This is a genomic window from Rhizobium sp. ZW T2_16 (assembly GCF_044987325.1).
Lineage (GTDB): Bacteria > Pseudomonadota > Alphaproteobacteria > Rhizobiales > Rhizobiaceae > Neorhizobium > Neorhizobium cellulosilyticum.
Genome location: NZ_JBJDRG010000022.1, coordinates 18,360 through 37,124, shown reverse-complemented (window position 1 = coordinate 37,124; position 18,765 = coordinate 18,360). Strand labels below are relative to the sequence as shown.

At 62.5% G+C, this 18,765-nt stretch carries 18 protein-coding genes; 5 read left to right on the top strand and 13 right to left on the bottom strand.

What is annotated here, in order from left to right:
* Window positions 1–89 precede the first annotated feature (89 nt).
* The 3 genes from ACI3K0_RS26840 to ACI3K0_RS26830 form a co-directional block, all read right to left on the bottom strand.
* Window positions 90–494 carry a nuclear transport factor 2 family protein gene (locus tag ACI3K0_RS26840; protein WP_404946597.1) on the bottom strand — a complete coding sequence of 135 codons (405 nt, stop codon included), beginning with the start codon at window positions 492–494 and terminating at the stop codon, window positions 90–92.
* 69 nt (window positions 495–563) lie between these two features.
* A complete protein-coding gene (locus ACI3K0_RS26835; RefSeq protein WP_404946596.1) occupies window positions 564–2,054 on the bottom strand; it encodes a 4-hydroxyphenylacetate 3-hydroxylase N-terminal domain-containing protein in 1,491 nt (496 codons plus the stop codon).
* Between the two features lie 538 nt (window positions 2,055–2,592).
* Entirely contained in the window at window positions 2,593–3,024 is a 432-nt protein-coding gene (locus tag ACI3K0_RS26830; RefSeq protein WP_404946595.1) for a hypothetical protein, read from the bottom strand.
* Window positions 3,025–3,121: 97 nt separating this feature from the next.
* Between ACI3K0_RS26830 and ACI3K0_RS26825 the strand changes: the two genes are divergently transcribed.
* From ACI3K0_RS26825 to ACI3K0_RS26810, 4 genes are all read left to right on the top strand, one after another.
* Entirely contained in the window at window positions 3,122–4,144 is a 1,023-nt protein-coding gene (locus ACI3K0_RS26825; RefSeq protein ID WP_404946594.1) for a BMP family protein, read from the top strand.
* Window positions 4,145–4,223: 79 nt separating this feature from the next.
* Window positions 4,224–5,795, top strand: a complete 1,572-nt coding sequence (locus ACI3K0_RS26820) for an ABC transporter ATP-binding protein (RefSeq protein ID WP_404946593.1) — start codon at window positions 4,224–4,226, stop codon at window positions 5,793–5,795.
* Entirely contained in the window at window positions 5,792–6,892 is a 1,101-nt protein-coding gene (locus ACI3K0_RS26815) for an ABC transporter permease (protein WP_404946592.1), read from the top strand. Before ACI3K0_RS26820 ends, ACI3K0_RS26815 begins: the two co-directional genes overlap by 4 nt.
* A 2-nt stretch (window positions 6,893–6,894) precedes the next feature.
* Window positions 6,895–7,827 carry an ABC transporter permease gene (locus tag ACI3K0_RS26810; RefSeq protein ID WP_404946591.1) on the top strand — a complete coding sequence of 311 codons (933 nt, stop codon included), beginning with the start codon at window positions 6,895–6,897 and terminating at the stop codon, window positions 7,825–7,827.
* A gap of 9 nt (window positions 7,828–7,836) precedes the next feature.
* Here ACI3K0_RS26810 and ACI3K0_RS26805 read toward each other — a convergent pair whose 3' ends face one another.
* Window positions 7,837–7,977 (bottom strand): hypothetical protein, encoded by a 141-nt coding sequence (locus ACI3K0_RS26805; protein WP_404946590.1) that lies wholly within the window; start codon window positions 7,975–7,977, stop codon window positions 7,837–7,839.
* Between the two features lie 262 nt (window positions 7,978–8,239).
* Between ACI3K0_RS26805 and ACI3K0_RS26800 the strand changes: the two genes are divergently transcribed.
* Complete coding sequence (locus ACI3K0_RS26800; protein WP_404946589.1) at window positions 8,240–8,947, top strand: FadR/GntR family transcriptional regulator; 708 nt, start codon at window positions 8,240–8,242, stop codon at window positions 8,945–8,947.
* Between the two features lie 66 nt (window positions 8,948–9,013).
* Here ACI3K0_RS26800 and ACI3K0_RS26795 read toward each other — a convergent pair whose 3' ends face one another.
* From ACI3K0_RS26795 to ACI3K0_RS26755, 9 genes are all read right to left on the bottom strand, one after another.
* Window positions 9,014–10,597, bottom strand: a complete 1,584-nt coding sequence (locus ACI3K0_RS26795; protein ID WP_404946588.1) for a gamma-glutamyltransferase — start codon at window positions 10,595–10,597, stop codon at window positions 9,014–9,016.
* Between the two features lie 31 nt (window positions 10,598–10,628).
* On the bottom strand, window positions 10,629–11,066 hold the full coding sequence (locus tag ACI3K0_RS26790; RefSeq protein ID WP_404946587.1) for a RidA family protein: 438 nt from the start codon (window positions 11,064–11,066) through the stop codon (window positions 10,629–10,631).
* A 25-nt stretch (window positions 11,067–11,091) separates the two neighbouring features.
* Window positions 11,092–12,150 (bottom strand): AbrB family transcriptional regulator, encoded by a 1,059-nt coding sequence (locus ACI3K0_RS26785; RefSeq protein ID WP_404946586.1) that lies wholly within the window; start codon window positions 12,148–12,150, stop codon window positions 11,092–11,094.
* Window positions 12,151–12,154: 4 nt separating this feature from the next.
* Window positions 12,155–13,453 (bottom strand): amidase, encoded by a 1,299-nt coding sequence (locus ACI3K0_RS26780; protein ID WP_404946585.1) that lies wholly within the window; start codon window positions 13,451–13,453, stop codon window positions 12,155–12,157.
* Window positions 13,450–14,847, bottom strand: coding sequence for an amidase (locus ACI3K0_RS26775; RefSeq protein ID WP_404946584.1), 1,398 nt, complete (start codon window positions 14,845–14,847; stop codon window positions 13,450–13,452). The genes ACI3K0_RS26780 and ACI3K0_RS26775 overlap by 4 nt, the downstream gene beginning before the upstream one ends.
* 11 nt (window positions 14,848–14,858) lie before the next feature.
* Window positions 14,859–15,725 (bottom strand): hypothetical protein, encoded by an 867-nt coding sequence (locus ACI3K0_RS26770; protein ID WP_404946583.1) that lies wholly within the window; start codon window positions 15,723–15,725, stop codon window positions 14,859–14,861.
* Complete coding sequence (locus ACI3K0_RS26765) at window positions 15,709–16,371, bottom strand: isochorismatase family protein (protein WP_404946582.1); 663 nt, start codon at window positions 16,369–16,371, stop codon at window positions 15,709–15,711. Before ACI3K0_RS26765 ends, ACI3K0_RS26770 begins: the two co-directional genes overlap by 17 nt.
* Before the next feature lie 68 nt (window positions 16,372–16,439).
* A complete protein-coding gene (locus tag ACI3K0_RS26760) occupies window positions 16,440–17,573 on the bottom strand; it encodes an ABC transporter substrate-binding protein (RefSeq protein ID WP_404946581.1) in 1,134 nt (377 codons plus the stop codon).
* Between the two features lie 106 nt (window positions 17,574–17,679).
* Window positions 17,680–18,750 carry an ABC transporter substrate-binding protein gene (locus ACI3K0_RS26755; RefSeq protein WP_404946580.1) on the bottom strand — a complete coding sequence of 357 codons (1,071 nt, stop codon included), beginning with the start codon at window positions 18,748–18,750 and terminating at the stop codon, window positions 17,680–17,682.
* Window positions 18,751–18,765 lie beyond the last annotated feature (15 nt).

Below are 18,765 nucleotides of genomic sequence, written 5' to 3'. Positions count from 1 at the left end.
TGGTCGACCATCTCGACCCTGCATCCGATCGGTAGATCGATTGCTTCAGAAGAAAGTCCGGGTCCACACTCACTGAAATTCATCATGTCTCATGCAATCTGGGCGAGGAATTCGGCCTTGTCCCAGTAATCCTGGCTGACCGTGATGCGACCGTCCCTGATCTCCAGCATATGCAGACCCTCCAGCGTAACGGACCTGGCGGATGGCAGCGAAGCACCTTCCTTCGGACGCGGCAGGAAGGTGCCCGTCATCTCGTAGAGAATGGCGACATGATCGGCCGAGCGGATCCGCTCGCGCTCGCGCCAGCACACATCCGGCATCATCGCGAAGAAACCTTCGAGCCCCTTGCGCAGTTCCTCATAGCCCTGGCGCGCCGCGCCGAAAGCGATTTCGTCATGGCGCCCATCCTCAGCATAAAGACGAACCGCGGCCAGGGCGTCGTGGTCGTTATAGGCGCGGTAAAAGGCATCGACGATGGCGTCGGCGTTGGGCATGACGGAGCTTTCTTAACGGCTTTTGGCGGACGACGCGAAACACGCCGTCCGAATGCGATCCTCGGGTGCCTACCAGTCCATGCCGGCAAGCTTTTTCACCTGCGCCACAAAACGGTCGCGCTTGACCTCTTCATAGAGACGGGCACGAAGGCGCGGCGATGAGCCGGCATTGACGTTTTCGAACAGGGCAACGCGGCCGGCAAGCGCGCCGGTCGTCATGTCCCAGATGAAGTTCATCAGCAGCTCCTTCTGCATGGCGTTAACGCCATGACCGGGCAGCAGATCCTTCAGGTAATGGCCGACATCCGGGTTTTCGAAGGCCGCCTTGCCGAAGCGCATGACGAGGCCTTGGCCGCAGAGTTCCTGCAGCGTATGGATGATGCGCGGATAATGCTGGATCGAATAGAGCCGCCCGGCGGTCAGCATGCTGACATCCGGCGCCATCACGTCCGCCTCTGTCGGCCTGGCAAGGGCTTCCGAGGCAACGACGAAAGCCCGCAATGTCTGCGCATATTCGATCAGCTCGCCCAGCATCAGCTGAACCGCCGGGATCTTGTCGGTGCCGAGCACGTCGAGGATCATCTGGCCGGCGCCGACGAACAATTCCGCCTTGACGGCAAGCCGCGTCAGCACATGCCAGTGGGCGAAGACGCAGACCGGGCCATACCAGGACATGGCGCTCGGATCACCGAGGTTGAAGATCCGGTCGGTCGGCACGAAGACGTTGTCGAAGACGATGAACTGGTCGGCTTCCTCGCCCATATGCGAAACCGGATGATCGAACGGGTCGGCGGCGGGCTGTGACACCATTTCGCGCGAGATCATCTTGATTCCATCGGTGTTGATCGGCACCGAACCCCATATGCAGGCGTCCGCCGGCGTCGACTGGATGCCGCCGAGATTGGTGAAGAAGATCTCGTTGGCCTGGGCGGCAATCGAACCGACGGTCTTGGCGCCGGAAATGCGGATACCGCCCTTCTCGATCGCCTTCACCCGCAGCAGCGAACCTTCGGCCGCCTTCGGGTCGGAGCGATCGGTCTGCGGGCCGGTCAGGCTCTCGGATGCCGTCAGATTGTTCTCGCGGCCGAAGGCGATGTAGCGTTCGATGTTTTCGGCGAAATCCGGGTTGCAGCCGTCGATCAGCGACTTCTTCGCCTTGAAGGTCGGCAGATAGGCGGCAAGCCCAACCGCGATCGCCGGCGCGAGATCCGGCGGACGGCCGAAGGTGCCGCCGGTCTTGAGGCTGGTATATTCGATCATCTTGCGGCGATCGGCGAGATCCGTCTGGCTGCGCGGCACCTGCCAGGAGCGGCTGACGATCTCGTTGGTGGTCGGCTCCAGATAGGTGGTCGCGTCGGCATATTCGGCGGTGAACTGATCGTCGAACATAGAGGCCAGAAGATCGATACCGGCCTTCAGCGCCGGCACGTCCGTCACCTTCTCGATCTTTTCACCGCCCACCCACAGTTGGCGACCATCATCGAGCGTCGCCTTGAACTCCTCGCCCGTCTTCAGCCGCCGGATGACCCCTGCATCGGCACTCGCCGCACCTGTATCCATGTGCCGTCTCCTGATGAATGAGCCACCGACGCCACCTGCGGCCCGACATCCGTCGTGTCTGCGCGGATACCCAGACTTCAGCAAATTCGTCGAAACCAAGCTACACATCACAACCAATACAAATCAACCATAATTATTGGTTAGAGAAATTTTTTGATCTGATGAGAAACTGAGCGAAGCTGAGAATGTTGCTGAATTCAGCATCATTTCACCGATAAAACTGAGAAATTCCGCCAATCTTTGTGCATGAGACGCGTTGCAATCCCACGACGATGCCCATGAAGAATGCAAATCTATCAGAGAATGATGTTGGCGAATAACTCAACCAATATAAAATGGTTGGATTTCTGTTGACCGACTTTGGACCGCAGTTATAGTCGGCGAACAGGAACAGAGGCCGCCCCGAACCAGGATCTGCGGCCATGCCCTCCGGTTCATTCTTGCGGCCCAAGCTTGGCCGCGCATCAGACATATTTGGATTGGTGATGGTTGAAGAGCGGGTGACATCGTCGATATCGCAGTCTGAAGGCCGGGAGGGTCAGCCCGGCCGGCAGTCGAGCCTGTCCGGTCCCGGCGCGCAGGCCATGCGGATCGGCGCGACGACCTTTCCCTTGATCCGTTCAAGCGGGATCTCGCTGCGGGTGCTCCAGGATGCGCCGTCCTTGCCGCACCACAGCCGTTCGACCGGCATCCGGTCTTCGATCTCGTTGAGCAGAAAGACCGTACCGGTGTCGCGCTGCAGCCAGAGCGTGCCCGTCACCACGCCGCTGGGTGCTGCCGTGCCGATCGGCTGCGAATACCAGTGCGCGAGCGTCGCGCCGCAGGACATCGCCTCAGTGCCGGCATTGGCAAAGGAGAGCGGGATTTCGTCAAGCCCGGCGCGGCCGCGCTCCAGCGTCGTTGATGCCGCTACGGCCGGAGCGAGACAGGCCACGAAGGCGATCAGCGAGGCTTTAGACGTTATTTTCATGGCGAATGGCGCTCCTTCTATCATGAAGGGATTGCTAACAGCGTAAAAAACCAAAGTAAACCGAACCTCCAATATATAAATCAAGGGGAACGAAGACATGACGAGGTTTAAATCGGCGATTTTTACCGCCTTTACTGTATCTATGCTTTCGACGGCTGCCTATGCCGCCGAAATCAAGTCGATCGCCATTCTGACGCCCGAGCAGGGTACGGATTTCGGCTGGAACCAGCAGGGTGCCGAAGGCGCCAAGGCTGCCGGCAAGGCGACTGGCGTCGAGGTCATTACCGCTGAAAACCTGGGTTATGGCGACATCCGCCCGACCCTGCGCGAACTGGCCGAGGAAGGCCACGGCCTGCTGATTGCCCATGCAGGCGGTTACAACACGGCAGCAACAGAAATCGGCACCGAGGCCAAGATCAAGGTGGCGATCGTCGACAGCCCGGCATCGCTTAAAAAGGACGCCGTCGCCGACTATACCGCCAGCGGCCATGCCGGCGCCTATCTCGCAGGCCGTCTGGCGGCAAAAATGTCGCGCACCGGCACCGTCGGCATCGTCACCTCCGGCGAGCCTCCGTCCTGGAATGCCCAATCCTCGGCTTTTGCCGAAGGCGTGAAGGCGGAGAAGACATCGGTGACGGTGCGCTACGCCGTCATCGGCCCGGCTGCCTATTCGGATGCCGCCGGCGGCAAGCGCGTCACCGAGTCTTTGATTGCGGCCGGCGCCGACATCATCTTCGGCCAGGGCAACGGTTCCTCCTTCGGCATGCTGCAGGCGGTCGAGACCACCAAGGCGACGGATGGCGGCAAGGTCTTCTTCATCGACGTGATCGGCAACAAGACCACGATCGACAAGGGCTTTCTGCTGAGCTCGGTGCTGTGGAACCTGACGCCGATCTACACGGCGATGATCGAGGACATCAAGGCGGACAAGTATGGCAGCCGCAACTACAACATCTCGCTGGCCGACGATTCTGTCTCGCTGCTGAAGACCCCGCAGATCCCGGACGATGTCTGGACCTCGGTGATGGATATCCGCGACAAGATGATCAAGGGCGAGATCAAGGTCGAGGCGAAGTTCGACGCCGCATCCGTGCATGCCCTGGTCACCCAGATGAACTGATCGTAGCGAGGGCCGGTCCGACAAGGGCCGGCCCTTTTCATCACTGCGGGCATCCTGATGCCCGGGACGGAATGGCCTTATGACAGTTACTCCCCCACCCGCAACAGACCCAAAACCGCTCGTATCGCTGAAGGGCGTCACCAAGCGCTATCCGGGCATCGTTGCCAATAACAGCATCTCGATCGACTTCTTTCCGAGCGAGGTGCATGTGCTGCTCGGCGAAAACGGCGCCGGCAAGTCGACGCTGGTCAGCATGCTCTCGGGCCTGCAGCAGCCGGATGACGGCTCGATCCTCGTCGATGGCGCGGAAATGGCGATCGCTTCGCCGCAGCGGGCGCTGTCGCTTGGCATCGGCACGGTTTTCCAGCATTCGATGCTGGTGCCCAGCCTGACGCTGATCGACAATGTCAATCTCGGCGGAACCTGGTGGCGCAGGCCCGGCCGCGCGTCGATCGACACCCGGATGAACGAGACAGCGAAATCGATCGGCGTCGAGGTCAACCCGATGGCGCTCACCAGCAGCCTGTCGCTCGGCGAGCAGCAGCAGGCGGAAATCGTCCGGGCACTGATGCGCGGCAGCCGTTTCCTGATCCTCGACGAAGCGACCGCGATGCTGACGCCGAAGGATGCCGAAAAGCTCGGGCAGCTGATGCGCCGGCTGGTCGCACAGGGTCTCGCCGTCATCTTCATCACCCACAAGCTCAACGAAGCCGTCGCCTATGGCGACCGGATCTCGGTGCTTCGGCTCGGCCGCAAGGTCGGCGCGCTCAGCCCCGACGAGTTGAAGACACTCGGGCCGCAACAGGCCACCAACGAGATCGTCCGGCTGATGTTCGGTTCGGCGGAAGCCTCCGGCAGCGAGGCGGGCAAGGTCGTGAAGCCGCGCCGCGAAATCCCCATTCAGGCCGAGCCCGTTCTGGAAATCCTGGCACTGGAGGTCGATGACGCGAGCGTGCCGGTCGCCGGCATCGAGTTGAAGGTCGGCGGCGGCGAGATCGTCGGCATTGCCGGCATCGACGGCAATGGCCAGAAGCAGCTGGCCGAGGCACTTGCCGGCCAGCGGCCGGTGAAGAACGGCCGGATCTATCTCGACGGCCAGTCGATCGAGGATCTGCCGATCGGAGCGAGGCGCAATCGCGGTCTGCGTTATGTCACCGACGACCGGTTGGGCGAAGGCACGGTCGGGGCCTTCCCGGTTTCCATCAATCTTCTCCTGAAGCAGATCGGCGAGGCGCCCTTCTGGCGCTCCGGCATAAGCCAGGCCGGCGCGATCGCAGACAATGCGCGTCGACAGGTCAAGGACTACGACATCCGCACACCGGATATCGAGACGCCAGCGGGGAAGCTTTCCGGCGGCAATATCCAGAAACTGCTGCTCGCCCGCGAACTGACGGGCACGGCGCGGGCGGTGATCTTCGCAAAACCCACTTACGGGCTCGATCTGCAGAACATTGCCGCATCGCGCCGGCGAATTCGCGAGGCGGCCGATACCGGCAAGGCAGTGATCGTGTTTTCGACCGAACTGGACGAGCTGATCGAACTCAGCGACCGGATCGCGGTGATGTCGCAAGGGAAGATCGTCGGCATCGTCGACAACAATGGAGAGGCTCGCCAGAAGATCGGCGAATTCATGAGTGGTGTGGCAGCATGAGCATTCAAATGACGGGTTCCGAGGATGGAGTGACCGCCGCCAATGCCGGCCAGCGCCGCCGCATGATCATGGAGCGCCTGCAGCCGATCGCCTTGTCGGTCGCGCCGCTGGTCGCCGCGATCCTGCTCTCCGGCCTTCTCCTTCTGGTGATGGGCGTCAACCCGGTCGATTATTATGGCTTCATCGTCAATCGCGGGCTGCTGTCGCCCTCCGGCATCGAGGCGACGCTGACCCGGATGGGGCCGCTGCTTCTGATCGCAGCCGGCCTGATCGTCGCGTTTCGCGCCGGCATCTGGAACCTTGGCGGCGATGCGCAATTCCTGCTCGGCGCCGTCTTCGTCGCGGCACTGGCGCCGCTCCTGACCGCGTCGCTCCCAGTCTGGATGGTGCTGATCATCGGGCTTCTGGTCGGCGCAATCGTCGGCGCTCTCTGGTCGCTGGTCCCTGCCTTGCTGCGCGCCTGGCAGGGCGTCAACGAGATCATCACCACGATGATGATGACCTTTCTCGGCATTTCGCTCTCCAACATGCTGGTGAAAATTGTCTTCATCGATCCGGAGACCACCGTGCCGCAGACCCGCACTTTGCCCGTGGCAGACCGCCTGCCCCGGCTGTTCGACACGACGATTTCGAGCGGCGTGGTGATCGGCGTCGTCGCCATTCTGGTCGTGCATTTCGTGATGGCGCGCACCGCCTTCGGCCTGAAGCTGCGCGTCGTCGGCGCCAATGCCAAGGCGGCGGTGCATGCCGGACTTTCGGTGCCGGTGTTGACGATCGCGGTCTTTGCCATCTCGGCCGGCTTTTCCGGCCTGTCGGGCGCGGTCGCCGTGCTCGGCCAGTATGGCAACGTTCGCGCCGACTGGAACCCGGCCTATACGCTGACCATCGTGCCGCTGGTCTTCCTTGCCCGCTTCAACGGCTTTGCGACGATCGCCTATGTCTTCCTGTTCTCGGTCCTGTCGATCGGCAGCGAGAGTGCCGCAAGACGGCTCGGCGTTCCCAATTATTTCACCCTTGTGACCATGGCGATCCTGCTGACCCTGCTCGGAATTTCCGAAATGCTCGACCAGAAGCGCCGCGACGGCCGGAGGATCTGATCGTGACCCTGTTTACTGCAGCCTTTCTGACCGCGCTGTTTGCCGGCGCCATCACCGCGGGCATTCCGCTTCTTCTGGCCGGTCTCGGCGAACAGCTGTCGGAAAAGACCGGCGTGCTGAATATCGGCATCGAAGGCATGATGCTGGCCGGGGCCTATGCCGGCTTCCTCGTTGCCTGGAAGACTGATTCGGCGTTGCTCGGCTTCATCGGCGGCGCCGGCGGCGGCATGCTGATCGCGTCGCTGATGGCGATCTTCTGCGTGCGGCTCGGCCTCAACCAGATCGTCATCGGCATCGCGCTGACGCTTGGCGTCGAGGGTGCCACCGCGATCCTGCATTTCTTCCAGTTCGCCCAGAGCTATCCACGGCTCGGCAGCATGGAAACGCTCGCCATCCCGTTTCTCGCAGATCTTCCGATCATCGGGCCCGCCTTGTTCAACCGGCCGCCGATCGTCTATTTCGCGCTGCTGATGGTGGCGGTGTTCGCTTATATCTACCGCTACACCTATTGGGGCATCGCGCTGCAGGCGGCGGGCGACAAGCCTGCGGCGCTGGATTCGTCCGGCGTCGGCGTGCTCGGGGTCCGCTCCGTCGCTGTTCTGTTGACCGGCGCGCTGGTCGGTCTCGGCGGCGCCTTCATGGCGGTGGTCGGCGCCGGCATCTTCGTGCCCTTCATGACCAATGGCAACGGCTTCATCGGCATCGTGCTGGCCATGCTCGCCCGCGGCAGGCCGCTCTGGGTCCTGGGCGGCGCCACGCTGTTCGGCGCCTGCCTATCCCTGACCACGGCCTTGCAGGTGGCGGGCGTCGATATCCCGACCGACGTCATCCAGATGTTGCCCTTCCTCGCGGTCATGGCCGTGCTGGTCATTCTCGGCCGCAAGGCGAACCTGCCGAGCGCGCTGGGCGCCGCCTATGTGAGGGGCGCCCGCTAATATCAACGATTACCCGGCGTCGATCGCCGCCATCACGGCGGCCGATCCGGCGCCGACATCGTGAGCCTTGCCGGTCACCCGCGATAACGCACCACTGAGTGCGGCAACCGCCACCAATGCATAGATCGGTTTGGAGTCGGACCCCGGCATTCAGTCTGGGAAACGACGGCCGAAGATCCAACCAATTTTTCTACCACAAATTCTATTGGTCAAAACATTGGTGCATAATAGAATGGCGTTGACGCAAATCAATTGTGCCGGAAGGCGCGATGACATATTGGCGGAAAAAATGCGGAAATGGCCCGGCCAGACAGGTAAACCGGACCGGCGAACATTCCGAAACTTCTCCATTCGGGCGCGATCTTCTTTGATGCTCGTCAAGGAGAATAGAAACTTTGGGAAAGGGACATCCATGCAGCAGCCAGATATGCGCGAGGCGGACGGACAACCGCCATTTTCCGATACGGAAGAACCTGCCGATGTGGTCGAGGCCCTGCGCCGGATCATCGACGAGGATGGCGTTCTGCCGGCCGAGCGGGTGCTTGCCGAACGCCTGAACGTCAAGCGTCACCAGCTGCGCAAGGCACTGCAGATGCTGCGCGGCTTCGGCGAACTGGAACCGGCCCGAAGTGGGCGACGGTCGTCTTCCGATACCAGCCTGCAAAGCGCCAAGCTCGTGCTCTCGACCAATCCGCTGGAAGTCATGGAAATGCGGATGATCCTCGAGCCAACGCTGGCGCGGTTCGCCGCGATGCGCGCGTCGCCGGCGGAGATCGCCCGGATCCTCGCCCACGCGAAATCGCCGGCCGGCATGAGCCCGAGCCAGGCCGACCAGCTGTTTCACCGTGCGATTGCCGCCGGCTCACGCAACAGCCTGGCGAGCGAGCTGCACATTCTTCTGCATCAGGTGCAGAACGACAGCCGACTGCGGTTTGCCGGAAGCGACGACGAAACCACAGCGGAACGTATCGCCCAGCGCGACGCCGAACATGCCGCGATCGCCGATGCCATCGCAGCGCGGGATCCCAACCGGGCCGAAAAGGCCATGTGGGACCACCTCGCCGTGGTGCAGACCAAGGTTGCAAGCCGCCTGGGGATCGGAAGCATGAACGCTGCCTGACGTGGCCGACTGCCCTTCCCTACTTGAGACTGGGCCTGTACCGCGCGCAACTCTTGACGGACGGCTTCAGCGATCACTGATGTCGGCCTCCAGTGCCGCATCGCCCCAAGGCGTCATGATTTCTGCGATGCCGCAATTGAGATCATGGTCACGCATTACGCCGACAGGAACGCCGAAGGCATAGGGATGGACGGTTCGCTTGGCCGTCTGTATCGGCGCGACGCCTGAAAGTGCAGCACAAATCTCGGGCGACAGGTCTTCGTCGGCGATCACCTGGGAAACCCCGCTCATGTCGATGCGCGGATGGTGGAAAGCCTCTTCCAGCGTCATGCCGAAATCCACCATGTAGCTGGTGAGGCTCGCCACGGCTGGCATGATCTTGCGGCCGCCGGCGGCGCCAATCGCAAACATTCGGCCTTGGTGTTCGCCTATCGTCGGGCAGACGTTCATTAGGCAGGATTTTCCAGGCCCGAGCGAGTTCGGCTTGCCCTGTTCCGGGTCGAACCACATAATGCCGTTGTTCATCAGCATGCCGGTCGATGGGGACACGACCCGGCTGCCGAATTTCGACAGCAGCGTCTGGGTGACGTTGACCATGTTGCCATGCCTGTCGACGACGCTGAAGGAGGTCGTGCAGGCGGGTGCCTCGATATGGCCACCCTCGTCGCCGGCATGGTTGAGGCGGTGCTGGTACGCGTCCTTCAGTGCCTTCGCCATCGCCGCAAAGCTTGCGCCATCCGGTTGGTCACCCGGTTCGAGGTCACGCTCCATTTGTTGCAGCGTGCGAACGAGATCGGCGCCGGCGCTGAGGCCGGAGGGCGCATGGATCAACGCGTCGCGATACGTCACCGTGCGCGTCTGGCTGGCCCGGGCACGGTATGCGGCGAGATCTTCCGCCGACATCGGATTGCCCTTGTCGGCCATGTCGGACACCAGCGCTTCTGCGAGCTGCCCTTCGTAGAAGTCCCGCGGGCCAGCTTCGGCGAGACGTTTCAATGAAACCGCCATCACCGACTGGTCGAGCCGACTTTCGCGAATATCGGTCCAGCCTGCAATGTTCGGCCATTGCCCATCGATCAGGAACAGTTTTGCGGCATCCTTGTCCTGCGCCAATTGCCTCGTGACAGAGGCGATCATCAGCGACGCATACCAGTCGAGCAGCATGCCCTTTTTCGCGAGAGCCACGGCAGGTTCGAGCAACTCGGCCCAGGGGCGCGTGCCGTAAAGCTGGTGCGCAAGTTCCATACCGGCGACAAGCCCCGGCACGGCGATCGAATAGGGACCGAAGACATTGCGGTCGTCCTTCACCTTGGCCCAGGTGAAGAGGTCAGAGACGCCACCCGAACCGGTCAGCGGATAATCGGCGAGTTGCAGGCCGGTCGGGGCCTTCATCCCGAACTCGATCGTCTCGGCCCGCTTTTCCCCTGCCCGCCAAAGCGTCATCATGCCGCCGCCCATCGGGCCGCTCATCCACGGCTCGACGACGCCGATCGCAAACGAGGTGGCAATTGCCGCATCCATCGCATCTCCGCCCTCGGCCAGCACCTTGGCGCCGACTTCGGCTGCCGTCCGGTGGTGGGCGGCAACGACGCCGCCATCGGTCCACACGACGTCCTTGGTGATACGCTGGGTCTTGGAGAAATTGCTCATGATGTGGTCCTTGGCGGGATTGTTGGAGAGGTCAGTCGTCGTTCGGCACGTAGGCGATCACTTCGATCTCCAGGCCGCAATCCATCGGCGTGCGGCCGGCCTGCATGCGGGCGCGGGCGGGCAGCGACTCGCGGCTGGAGAAATACTTGATATAGACCTTTTCAAATTCTTCCGCCTGGGTCTGGTCGCGCAGCCAGACATTGGTCTTCAACAGGCAATCCATGTTGGAGCCGGCCGCTTCCACTAGTTTCTTGATATTCTCCATGATGATCTCGACCTGACGCGGAAACGGCGTATCGGGCATCGGCGGTACCTTGGTGCCGGCGGCGCGGGCAGCCGCCACCTCGGCGCAGAACTCGGCATCGAAGGGGGCGAGCCCCGAGAGATAGAGCATATCGCCATAACGGACGCAGAGATTGTAGGCACCGCCGTTTTCGGGAATGTCGGTCTTGATGATCTGCTTGTGCATGGGTGTTTTCCTTGTCCTGTAAAATTCAGTTGGTTTGCCATCGTCGCAGCATCTGGATCATGCTGCGCGCTACGAGTGGTCCAAAGATCGAGACGGCGAAGAGACGCAGTGTCTGCAACGTCATCACGAAGGTCATGTCGGCATCGGCGTTGACGGCGATCAGCGCGATGGAATCGATACTGCCCGGCACGGTCGCCAAGAGCGCGCTCATCAGGTCGACGCCGGCCACGACCGACAAAACGGCGCCCGAGACGGCGCAGAGGATCATCAGCAGCATCGCCGCGCCGACCAGCGACGGCAAAGCGCGGGCGCCGGTCCGCAGAATATCCGGCGTCATACGCAGGCCGATATGGGCGCCGAAGGCGAGATAGGCGAATGCGATCAGCCACGCGGGAACGGCAATGTTGACATCAGCCAACTGCAGCGCGCCGCCGATCGTCAGCGGCACGAGCGAGGCGGCCGACGGAATGAAGCTCAGGTGTTTTGCCGTGAGCGTGCCGATCACGGCAAGTCCGAGCACGATCGCCACGGATTGCAGGTCCGGCACCTGACCGTTCGACAGATGCGGCACCGAAGCGCCGACAATGAACATGGCGGCGACCACCATCGTGGCGATCACCACCATTAGCCGGACGGTCTGGATCAGCGCCACCATGCGGCTGTCGAGCCCCTGTTCATGCGCCATGGCGATGACGGTGCCGGCCATGCCGGGCAGAAAACCCCAGATCGCCACTTCGCCATCGATGCCCGACATGCGCCCCGCGACCCAGCCGACAATACAGGAGGCAACGAAGGTCAGACCGACGAAGACGATGACGATCGGCCAGATCTCGCCCATACGACCCAGCAGCGCAGAATCGAGATGCGCGGCGATCAGGCAGCCTGCGATGCCCTGCGCCATGCGGTGAAGGACGCCAGGAATGCGGACCTTGACGTTTTCCCGCGCCATGAAAATGCCGACCACCATCGGGCCGAGCATCAAAGCGGCGGGAAGCGACACCAGTTGCAGCAGCTGTCCCAGTACAAGGCCCGGTATCAGCAGCAACAGCCACTGGGCCGGCCTGGGGAATGCATCGATTTTCATCATGTCATGCGATCTGCGGACGCGCCTCGATGCCGGCTGAGCGCAAGCGATCCTCGATCGCCGCCGCCTGTCGCAGCACGGCGGCATCCCGCCCCGGCCGACCGACCAGCTGCACGCCGACCGGCAGGCCGGCCGGGCCGAAGCCGGCCGGTATGGTGACGCTCGGGCAACCGAGCAGCGTCCAGCGGATATTGTAGGTGGCCGGCCCAGTCTTTGCGTGGCCAAGCGGCGCCTCGCCGGGTGCCGAAGGCGTGAGCAGGAACTCGTTTGCACCGAACAGGGCATCGAGATTGCGCAGGGCCTCGTCGCGAGCAGTCATCCCTGCCTGCCAGAGGGCGAACGTGCCCTTGCGCTGACGTTCCATGAAGAGATGTGTTTCCGGGCGCAGCCTATCCCAGTGCAGGTCGCGGTCTGTGCTGAGCGAGGCGGCAGCTTCCCAGGCAAAAACCTCGTCCTGAGCGGGGCCGAGCGCCTCGAACCAGTCAGGCACGGCCTGCGGCGTTACCGAGCCCAATATGGAGGCCGCCCTTTCGAGCGGTGCGAAATCGGCGACGGGATCGTGGACCGGCAGGAGAAGGCCCGTCGTTGCAAGCGGCAGCTCGCCTTCCGGGGCGAGTATATCCGGCGCCAGTTCCGGCCGGCGCATCAGCACCGAAACGAGAAGCGCCAGATCGCGGATATCGCGGGCCATCGGCCCGACCACGTCGAGGGTCTGCGACAGCGGTTTGACACCGAACGTTTCGATCAGCTTCGGTGACGGCTTCATGGCCGCAACGCCGCAATAGGCGGCCGGGCGGATCGTCGAGCCGGACGTTTGCGTGCCGAGACCCATCAGGATCAGGCCGGCGCCGAGTGCCGCGGCCGTGCCGCTGGAGGAGCCGCCGGGAGTGCGGGCGGCATCGAACGGATTGACGGTGGCGCCGGGGGCCGCCGTCGCGAACTCGGTCGAGACGGTCTTGCCCATGATGACCGCGCCGGCCTGTCGGGCGAAATGTACCACCGGCGCGTCACGGCAGGGCTTCCAGCCGAGATAGGCGGCGGAACCATATTGCGTCGGCATGTCGCCGGTCTCGATGACGTCCTTGATGCCGAAGGGAACACCCGCCAGAGGGCCCTTGGAAGCAACCGCGGCAAGTGCACGCGCCTGTTCCGGATCGTGGTGGATGAAGGCGCGCAGAGCGGGGTCGATCGTGGCGATGCGCTCAAGCCAGATCTCGGTTACTTCCTGGGCGCTGAGCGTGCCGGAGGCCACGGCCTTGGCGATGGCGCGGGCGCTCATCGAGTTAGTTTCGGAGGAGGTCATGCTGTCACCTTTGCGATATTCGGGCGGCGGGCCGCCCAGGGTCTGGCGATCTCGAGCTGACCGGCCAGGCTGAAAAGAAGCGCTTCGGCGCCGAAGGCCGCACCGAAATGGACGCCGACCGGAATGTCGGCCTCGGTCCAGTGCAGCGGCACGCTCATGGCCGGGCAACCGGAGGCGTTGAAGACGGCCGTCAGTGGCGCATGGCCCCAGAACCGGTCGAAAAACGCATCGACGCCGAGGCCCGTGCCGGCCAGATGACCGAGCTTCGGCGCGATCTCGGCCGTGGTCGGCGAGAGATAGATGTCATAGTCGGAGAAATAACGGCCCATGGCCCGGCTCGACTGGTGCAGCGCGTCGATGGCGCCGAGATAGTCCGTGCCGGAGATCGCCTCGCCTTTCAGCACCCATTCGGCATTGACCGGTTCCATCACGGCGAGCGGATCGGCGATCCCCTTGGCCTTTGCAAGGTTGCGGGTGCCGCGGGCGATATTGACGGCGGCGATCATGACCCAGGCACGCTTGACGGCGTCGCGGTCGTAAGCCGGCGGGGCTATCTCGATATGATGACCGAGTTCTTCGCAGAGTTTCGCTGCTGCCTCGACGGCCGCCCGGCAATCGGCGTCACCCGTCACTTCCATGCCGATCTTGAGCGCCCGTGGTGGCCGCGACACGGCGTCGAGGAAGCTCCCTTCGACCGGTGGCGAACCCCAGGGATCGCCGATATCGGCACCGTGGGTCACGTCCAGCAGGGCTGCACTGTCACGCACCGTACGGCTGATCGCATGCAGGGTCGACATGCCGCCGACGCCTTCGGCAATCGACGGGCCGGACGGATTGCGCAGACGCGACGGCTTCAATCCAAAAACACCGCAATGGGCAGCGGGAACGCGGATCGAGCCTGCGCCATCCGAACATTGCGTCAACGGCATGATGCCGGCTGCGACAGCTGCGGCAGCACCGCCGGATGAGCCGCCGGGCGTGCGTGTCAGGTCCCAGGGGTTCTTCGCCACGCCGTGGAAAAGGCCTTCGGTCGTGAAGCTCAGCGCCAGTTCCGGCGTATTGGTGCGCCCGAGGAAGGTGAAGCCGGCGTTGCGCAGCCGGGTACCCAGCGTGCTGTCGGCCGGGCTCACCACATCCTTGTGGAGCCGCGTGCCCGAGGTGATCGGCCTGTCCTTGATCGGCACGCCGGTGTCTTTCAGAAGAAGCGGCACGCCGGCGAACAGACCTTCCGGTGTCGCCGAGGCCTCGTCCGGGAAGTGGTGCACGACGGCATTGAGCACCGGATTGAGCGCTTCGATGCGCGCCCGCGCCTCCTTGACGAAATGGTCGGGAGCGACCTCGCCGCGCCGGACGAGATCGGCCATAGCGAGCGCATCAAGACTGTCGTAGTTCATTGTCCGTCCTTTCAAGACTGGCGCCCTTCGCTTGTTTTCGGGCCGGGCCCGATGCTTGCGGCATGCCAGAGAAGTGTCGATGTTCCGGCCGGCAGTCGGGCTTGCGGGCGCCGGCCGTTGAGGACCAGCGTCCGGCGACCTAGAGGCTGGCCGGCGGCTCCTCGTGCCTCGACCATGAAAATTCCGTCCGGCGGCAGGATCTGCATCGGATCGAACTGCCAGCCGGCCCGGCCGGCCTCTATCGCGGTCTCGAATGGTCGACCAAGCAGTCGTTGTACGTCTTCCAGGAGGCCGCTCTGGATGAGATTGCGCACCTGGCTGGACGAGATACGCTTGTCTGCGCCCTCCAGATCGCGGCACTCGCCGACCACATGGGTGGCAAACCCGCAGGCCTGGCCGATCGCCGCCAAAAGCATCACGTCGCCACCGCGTTGCTGTCCGAACCGGAAATCGGCCCCGGTCACCACCGCCGAAACGGCCAACCGGGCAACCAGATGGTCGATCACGAACGTATCCGCCGGCTGGGTCGCGAACGCAGCGTCGAAACGTGGGGCGTAGATCAGGTCTATGCCGGCTTCCGTCAGCAGGCGTTTCTGCACCGAGGCACCGGATATCAGAAACCCCTCCTCACCGCGAAAATGATGACGCGGATGCGGGTCGAACTGCAGGATCGCCAGTGGCTTTGCCGTTCCGCGCGCCCTTTGCAGGGCTTCGGCAATCAGCGCCCGATGGCCGAGATGCAGGCCGTCGAAATTGCCGAGCAAGAGAACCGAACCGCGCAGGTTTTCGCTCAAGCCGCCGCTGCCGTCATGGACGGCAGGGCCTTGCGAAACGAAGCGGTCTGGCTCCGTGACGACCATGTCAGCCGAGTGTCGCATACCAGTCGAAGACCTCTGACACGGGGATGCAGTCGGCATATTTCTTGTGCATGTCGTAAAGGTTGGCGAAATGCGGGCTTTCATGCAGGTCGGCGACGCATTCGATCGGCACGATCGTCCGGTAGCCGCGCGACAGGCTGTCGACCACGGTCGACCGGACGCAGCCCGACGTCGAGCCGCCGGTGACGATCACTGTATCGACCTTGTGGAAGGTGGCCAGTGATGCGACGTGGGTTTCGAAAAAGGCAGACGGCATCTTCTTGTTGAGGACCACGTCGCCCTTGACCACGTCGAGGCGGGGATCGAGCGCTGCCCGCGGCGAGCCCTCCTTGATGTTCTGAAGGCTGTCCGGCGTGTCCGTGCGCGAGCCGAAGACGCCACAATCGTCGCCCGATTCCGAAAAGGCCACATAGGTCCAGATCACCGGCATGCCGAGACTGCGTGTCTCCGCGGCAAGCTTGTTGACATAGTCCGACTGTTTCGGGTCGGTCTCATAGGCGGTCTTGTAGACGTCAGGCTGGGTATAGGCGCATTGCAGATCGACATTGATCAGCATCGGCCTTGTGCCGAAACCATAGCGCGGGCGGGTCGGGTTATTGCTCAGATGTTCGAACATCTGGCGGGCGGTCATATTCGACAGTTCCATGGAGGCTCCAGTGTCTGCAATGCAATCTTGGCGACGAGGCCCTTTCAGGCCTGGCCGATCTTCGGGGATCAGGCCTTGCTCAACCAGTCGAGCCAACGCAGGCGTACCTGGTCGGCATTGGCAGTCCACCAAGCCTGGTCGATCTGCACGTTGCGGGCGGCATTGGCGGGATAGCCAGGAAGCTGCTGCTGCATGGCTTCCGGAATGTCGCCGTAGATCGAGGTATTAGCGACGTTGAACGGCATTTTCGATGCGAAACCGAGCGAACCCTTGGCCATCAGCATATAGGCGATCAGTTTCTGGGCATTGGCGCCGCCGGGTGCCGATTTCGGGATGACCCAGTAATCCTGCTCGATGATGCTCTGGTTGAAGGTGAAATCCACCTTGCCGGTGCGCTTCTTCTCGTCGAGCGTGCGCGACAGGCTGGAGCCCATCAGATCGACCTCGCCGTTCTGCATCAGAACGCCCCATTGGGAGGTCTTTTCGACCCACAGGTCGATCTTCGGCTTCAGCTCGTCGAGCGCCTTGAAGGCGTCGTCGATATTGATCGGGTAGATCTTTTCCGGCGCAACACCAGCTGCCATCAGGGCGATCTCGAAGGATGGGCGCGGCTGGGCATAGAGAGCGCGACGGCCCTTGAAACGGGTCGTATCGGCCCATTCCTTCCAGTCCTGCGGGCCATCCTTGCCGAACACGCCGGTATTCCAGGCGATGACGGTGGAAAACGCGACCGATCCGACGCCGTATTCCTTTATCACCTTCGGGTCGATCTGTTCCTTCGGCACGATCTTGAAGAGAAGGTCGTAATCGATCTTCTGCAGCAGGCCCTTGCTGACCGCCAGTTCCATCTGGGTGCCTTCGGCATCCATCAGGTCCCATTCGACATTGCCGACATTTTCCATGACTTCGAGCTTGGCAATGTCCGGAACCGAAGCGGTCGAGACATTGATGCCGCTCGCCTCGGCAAAAGGCTTGAACCAGACTTCCTTCATAGCGTCGGTCGAGGCGCCGCCCCAGGTGCAGACGACGACATCGCCCGAGCCCTTGATCAACGAAAGGTCCTCCGCGAGCACAGGCTTGATGCCGGTGCCAAGCGCCAGGCCGGCCGCGCTCATTCCGGCCAGGAACCCACGGCGATTGATTTTGGCGTCTGCGATATTTCCAAGTTCAGAACTGTTCGGTGCGTCAATATCTTTGGTCATGGGAGGGCTCCAGAGAGTGCATGAGATATGGCAGGCAGTCGGCACCCCGACCCGGACAGTTTGGGAAAGGTCCAGAACCGGTCAAGGCGGAGAGCAGGAGATGGGATCAGCGGTTGCTCAGCCAGTTCAGCCAGCGTGTCTGGACTTCGGCATCGTGTTCCAGCCACCATTGGGCATTGATCGTCAGGCTGTTTGCCGAGTGTTCCGGCGTGCCGGGCATCTTCGCAAGAAGCTCGGGCGGCAGGCCATCATACGCCGTCTTGTTGGCGACGCTGTAATAGGGAAAGAGCTTGAGCGACGCCCGCTGGCCCTCGGCCTTCGCCATCCAGGCCACCAGCTTCTGGGCATCCTTAACGTTCGGTGCACCCTTGGGGATCGTCCAGAAAGACTGTTCCATGATGCTCTGGTTGAAGTTGATCGACAGCGGTTCGCCCTTGTCGATCTGGGTGACCGTGCGGCCGAGGCTCGAACCCATCAGGTCGACTTCCTTGTTCTGGATCAGCACGTCCCATTGCGAGGTCTTTTCGACCCAAAGATCGACGCTCGGGCCGAATTTTTCGAGGGCCTTGAAGGCGCGATCGATATCGATCGGATAGACATCCTTGACGGCGACACCATCGGCCATCAGCATGATCTCAAGTGTCGGCTTCGGGCGGGCGTAAAGCGCGCGGCGGCCCGGGAAGGCCTTCTTGTCGAAGAATTCGGTCCAGTTGGCCGGGCCCTTCTTGCCGACCGTCTCATGGTTCCAGGCCATGATCGTGCCAAACGCGATCGAGCCGATGCCGTATTTGGTCATCTGGGCAGGATCGAGCTGATCCTTGGGAACCAGCTTATACATCAGGTCGTAGTCGATCGGTTCGAGAAGGTCGTCCTTCATGGCCTGCAGCATCTGGGCGCCTTCGAAATCGACCACGTCCCACTCGACATTGCCGACCTGGCTCATGATCTTCAGCTTGGCGACGTCGGGGATGGAGGTGAAGGAGACATCGATGCCGGTCGCCTTGGGGAAGTCGCCATACCATGCGGCATGCATCTTCTCGACGGTCGGTCCGCCCCAGTTGTTGACGACGAGCTGGCCGGTTCCCTTGAACTCGGCCGGCGCTTCCTGCGCCTGGAGACCGAAGGGCAATGACATTCCGAGTGCCACAAGGGCGACCAATCCAAGTTTAGATTTCATCGGTCTCTCCAGTTC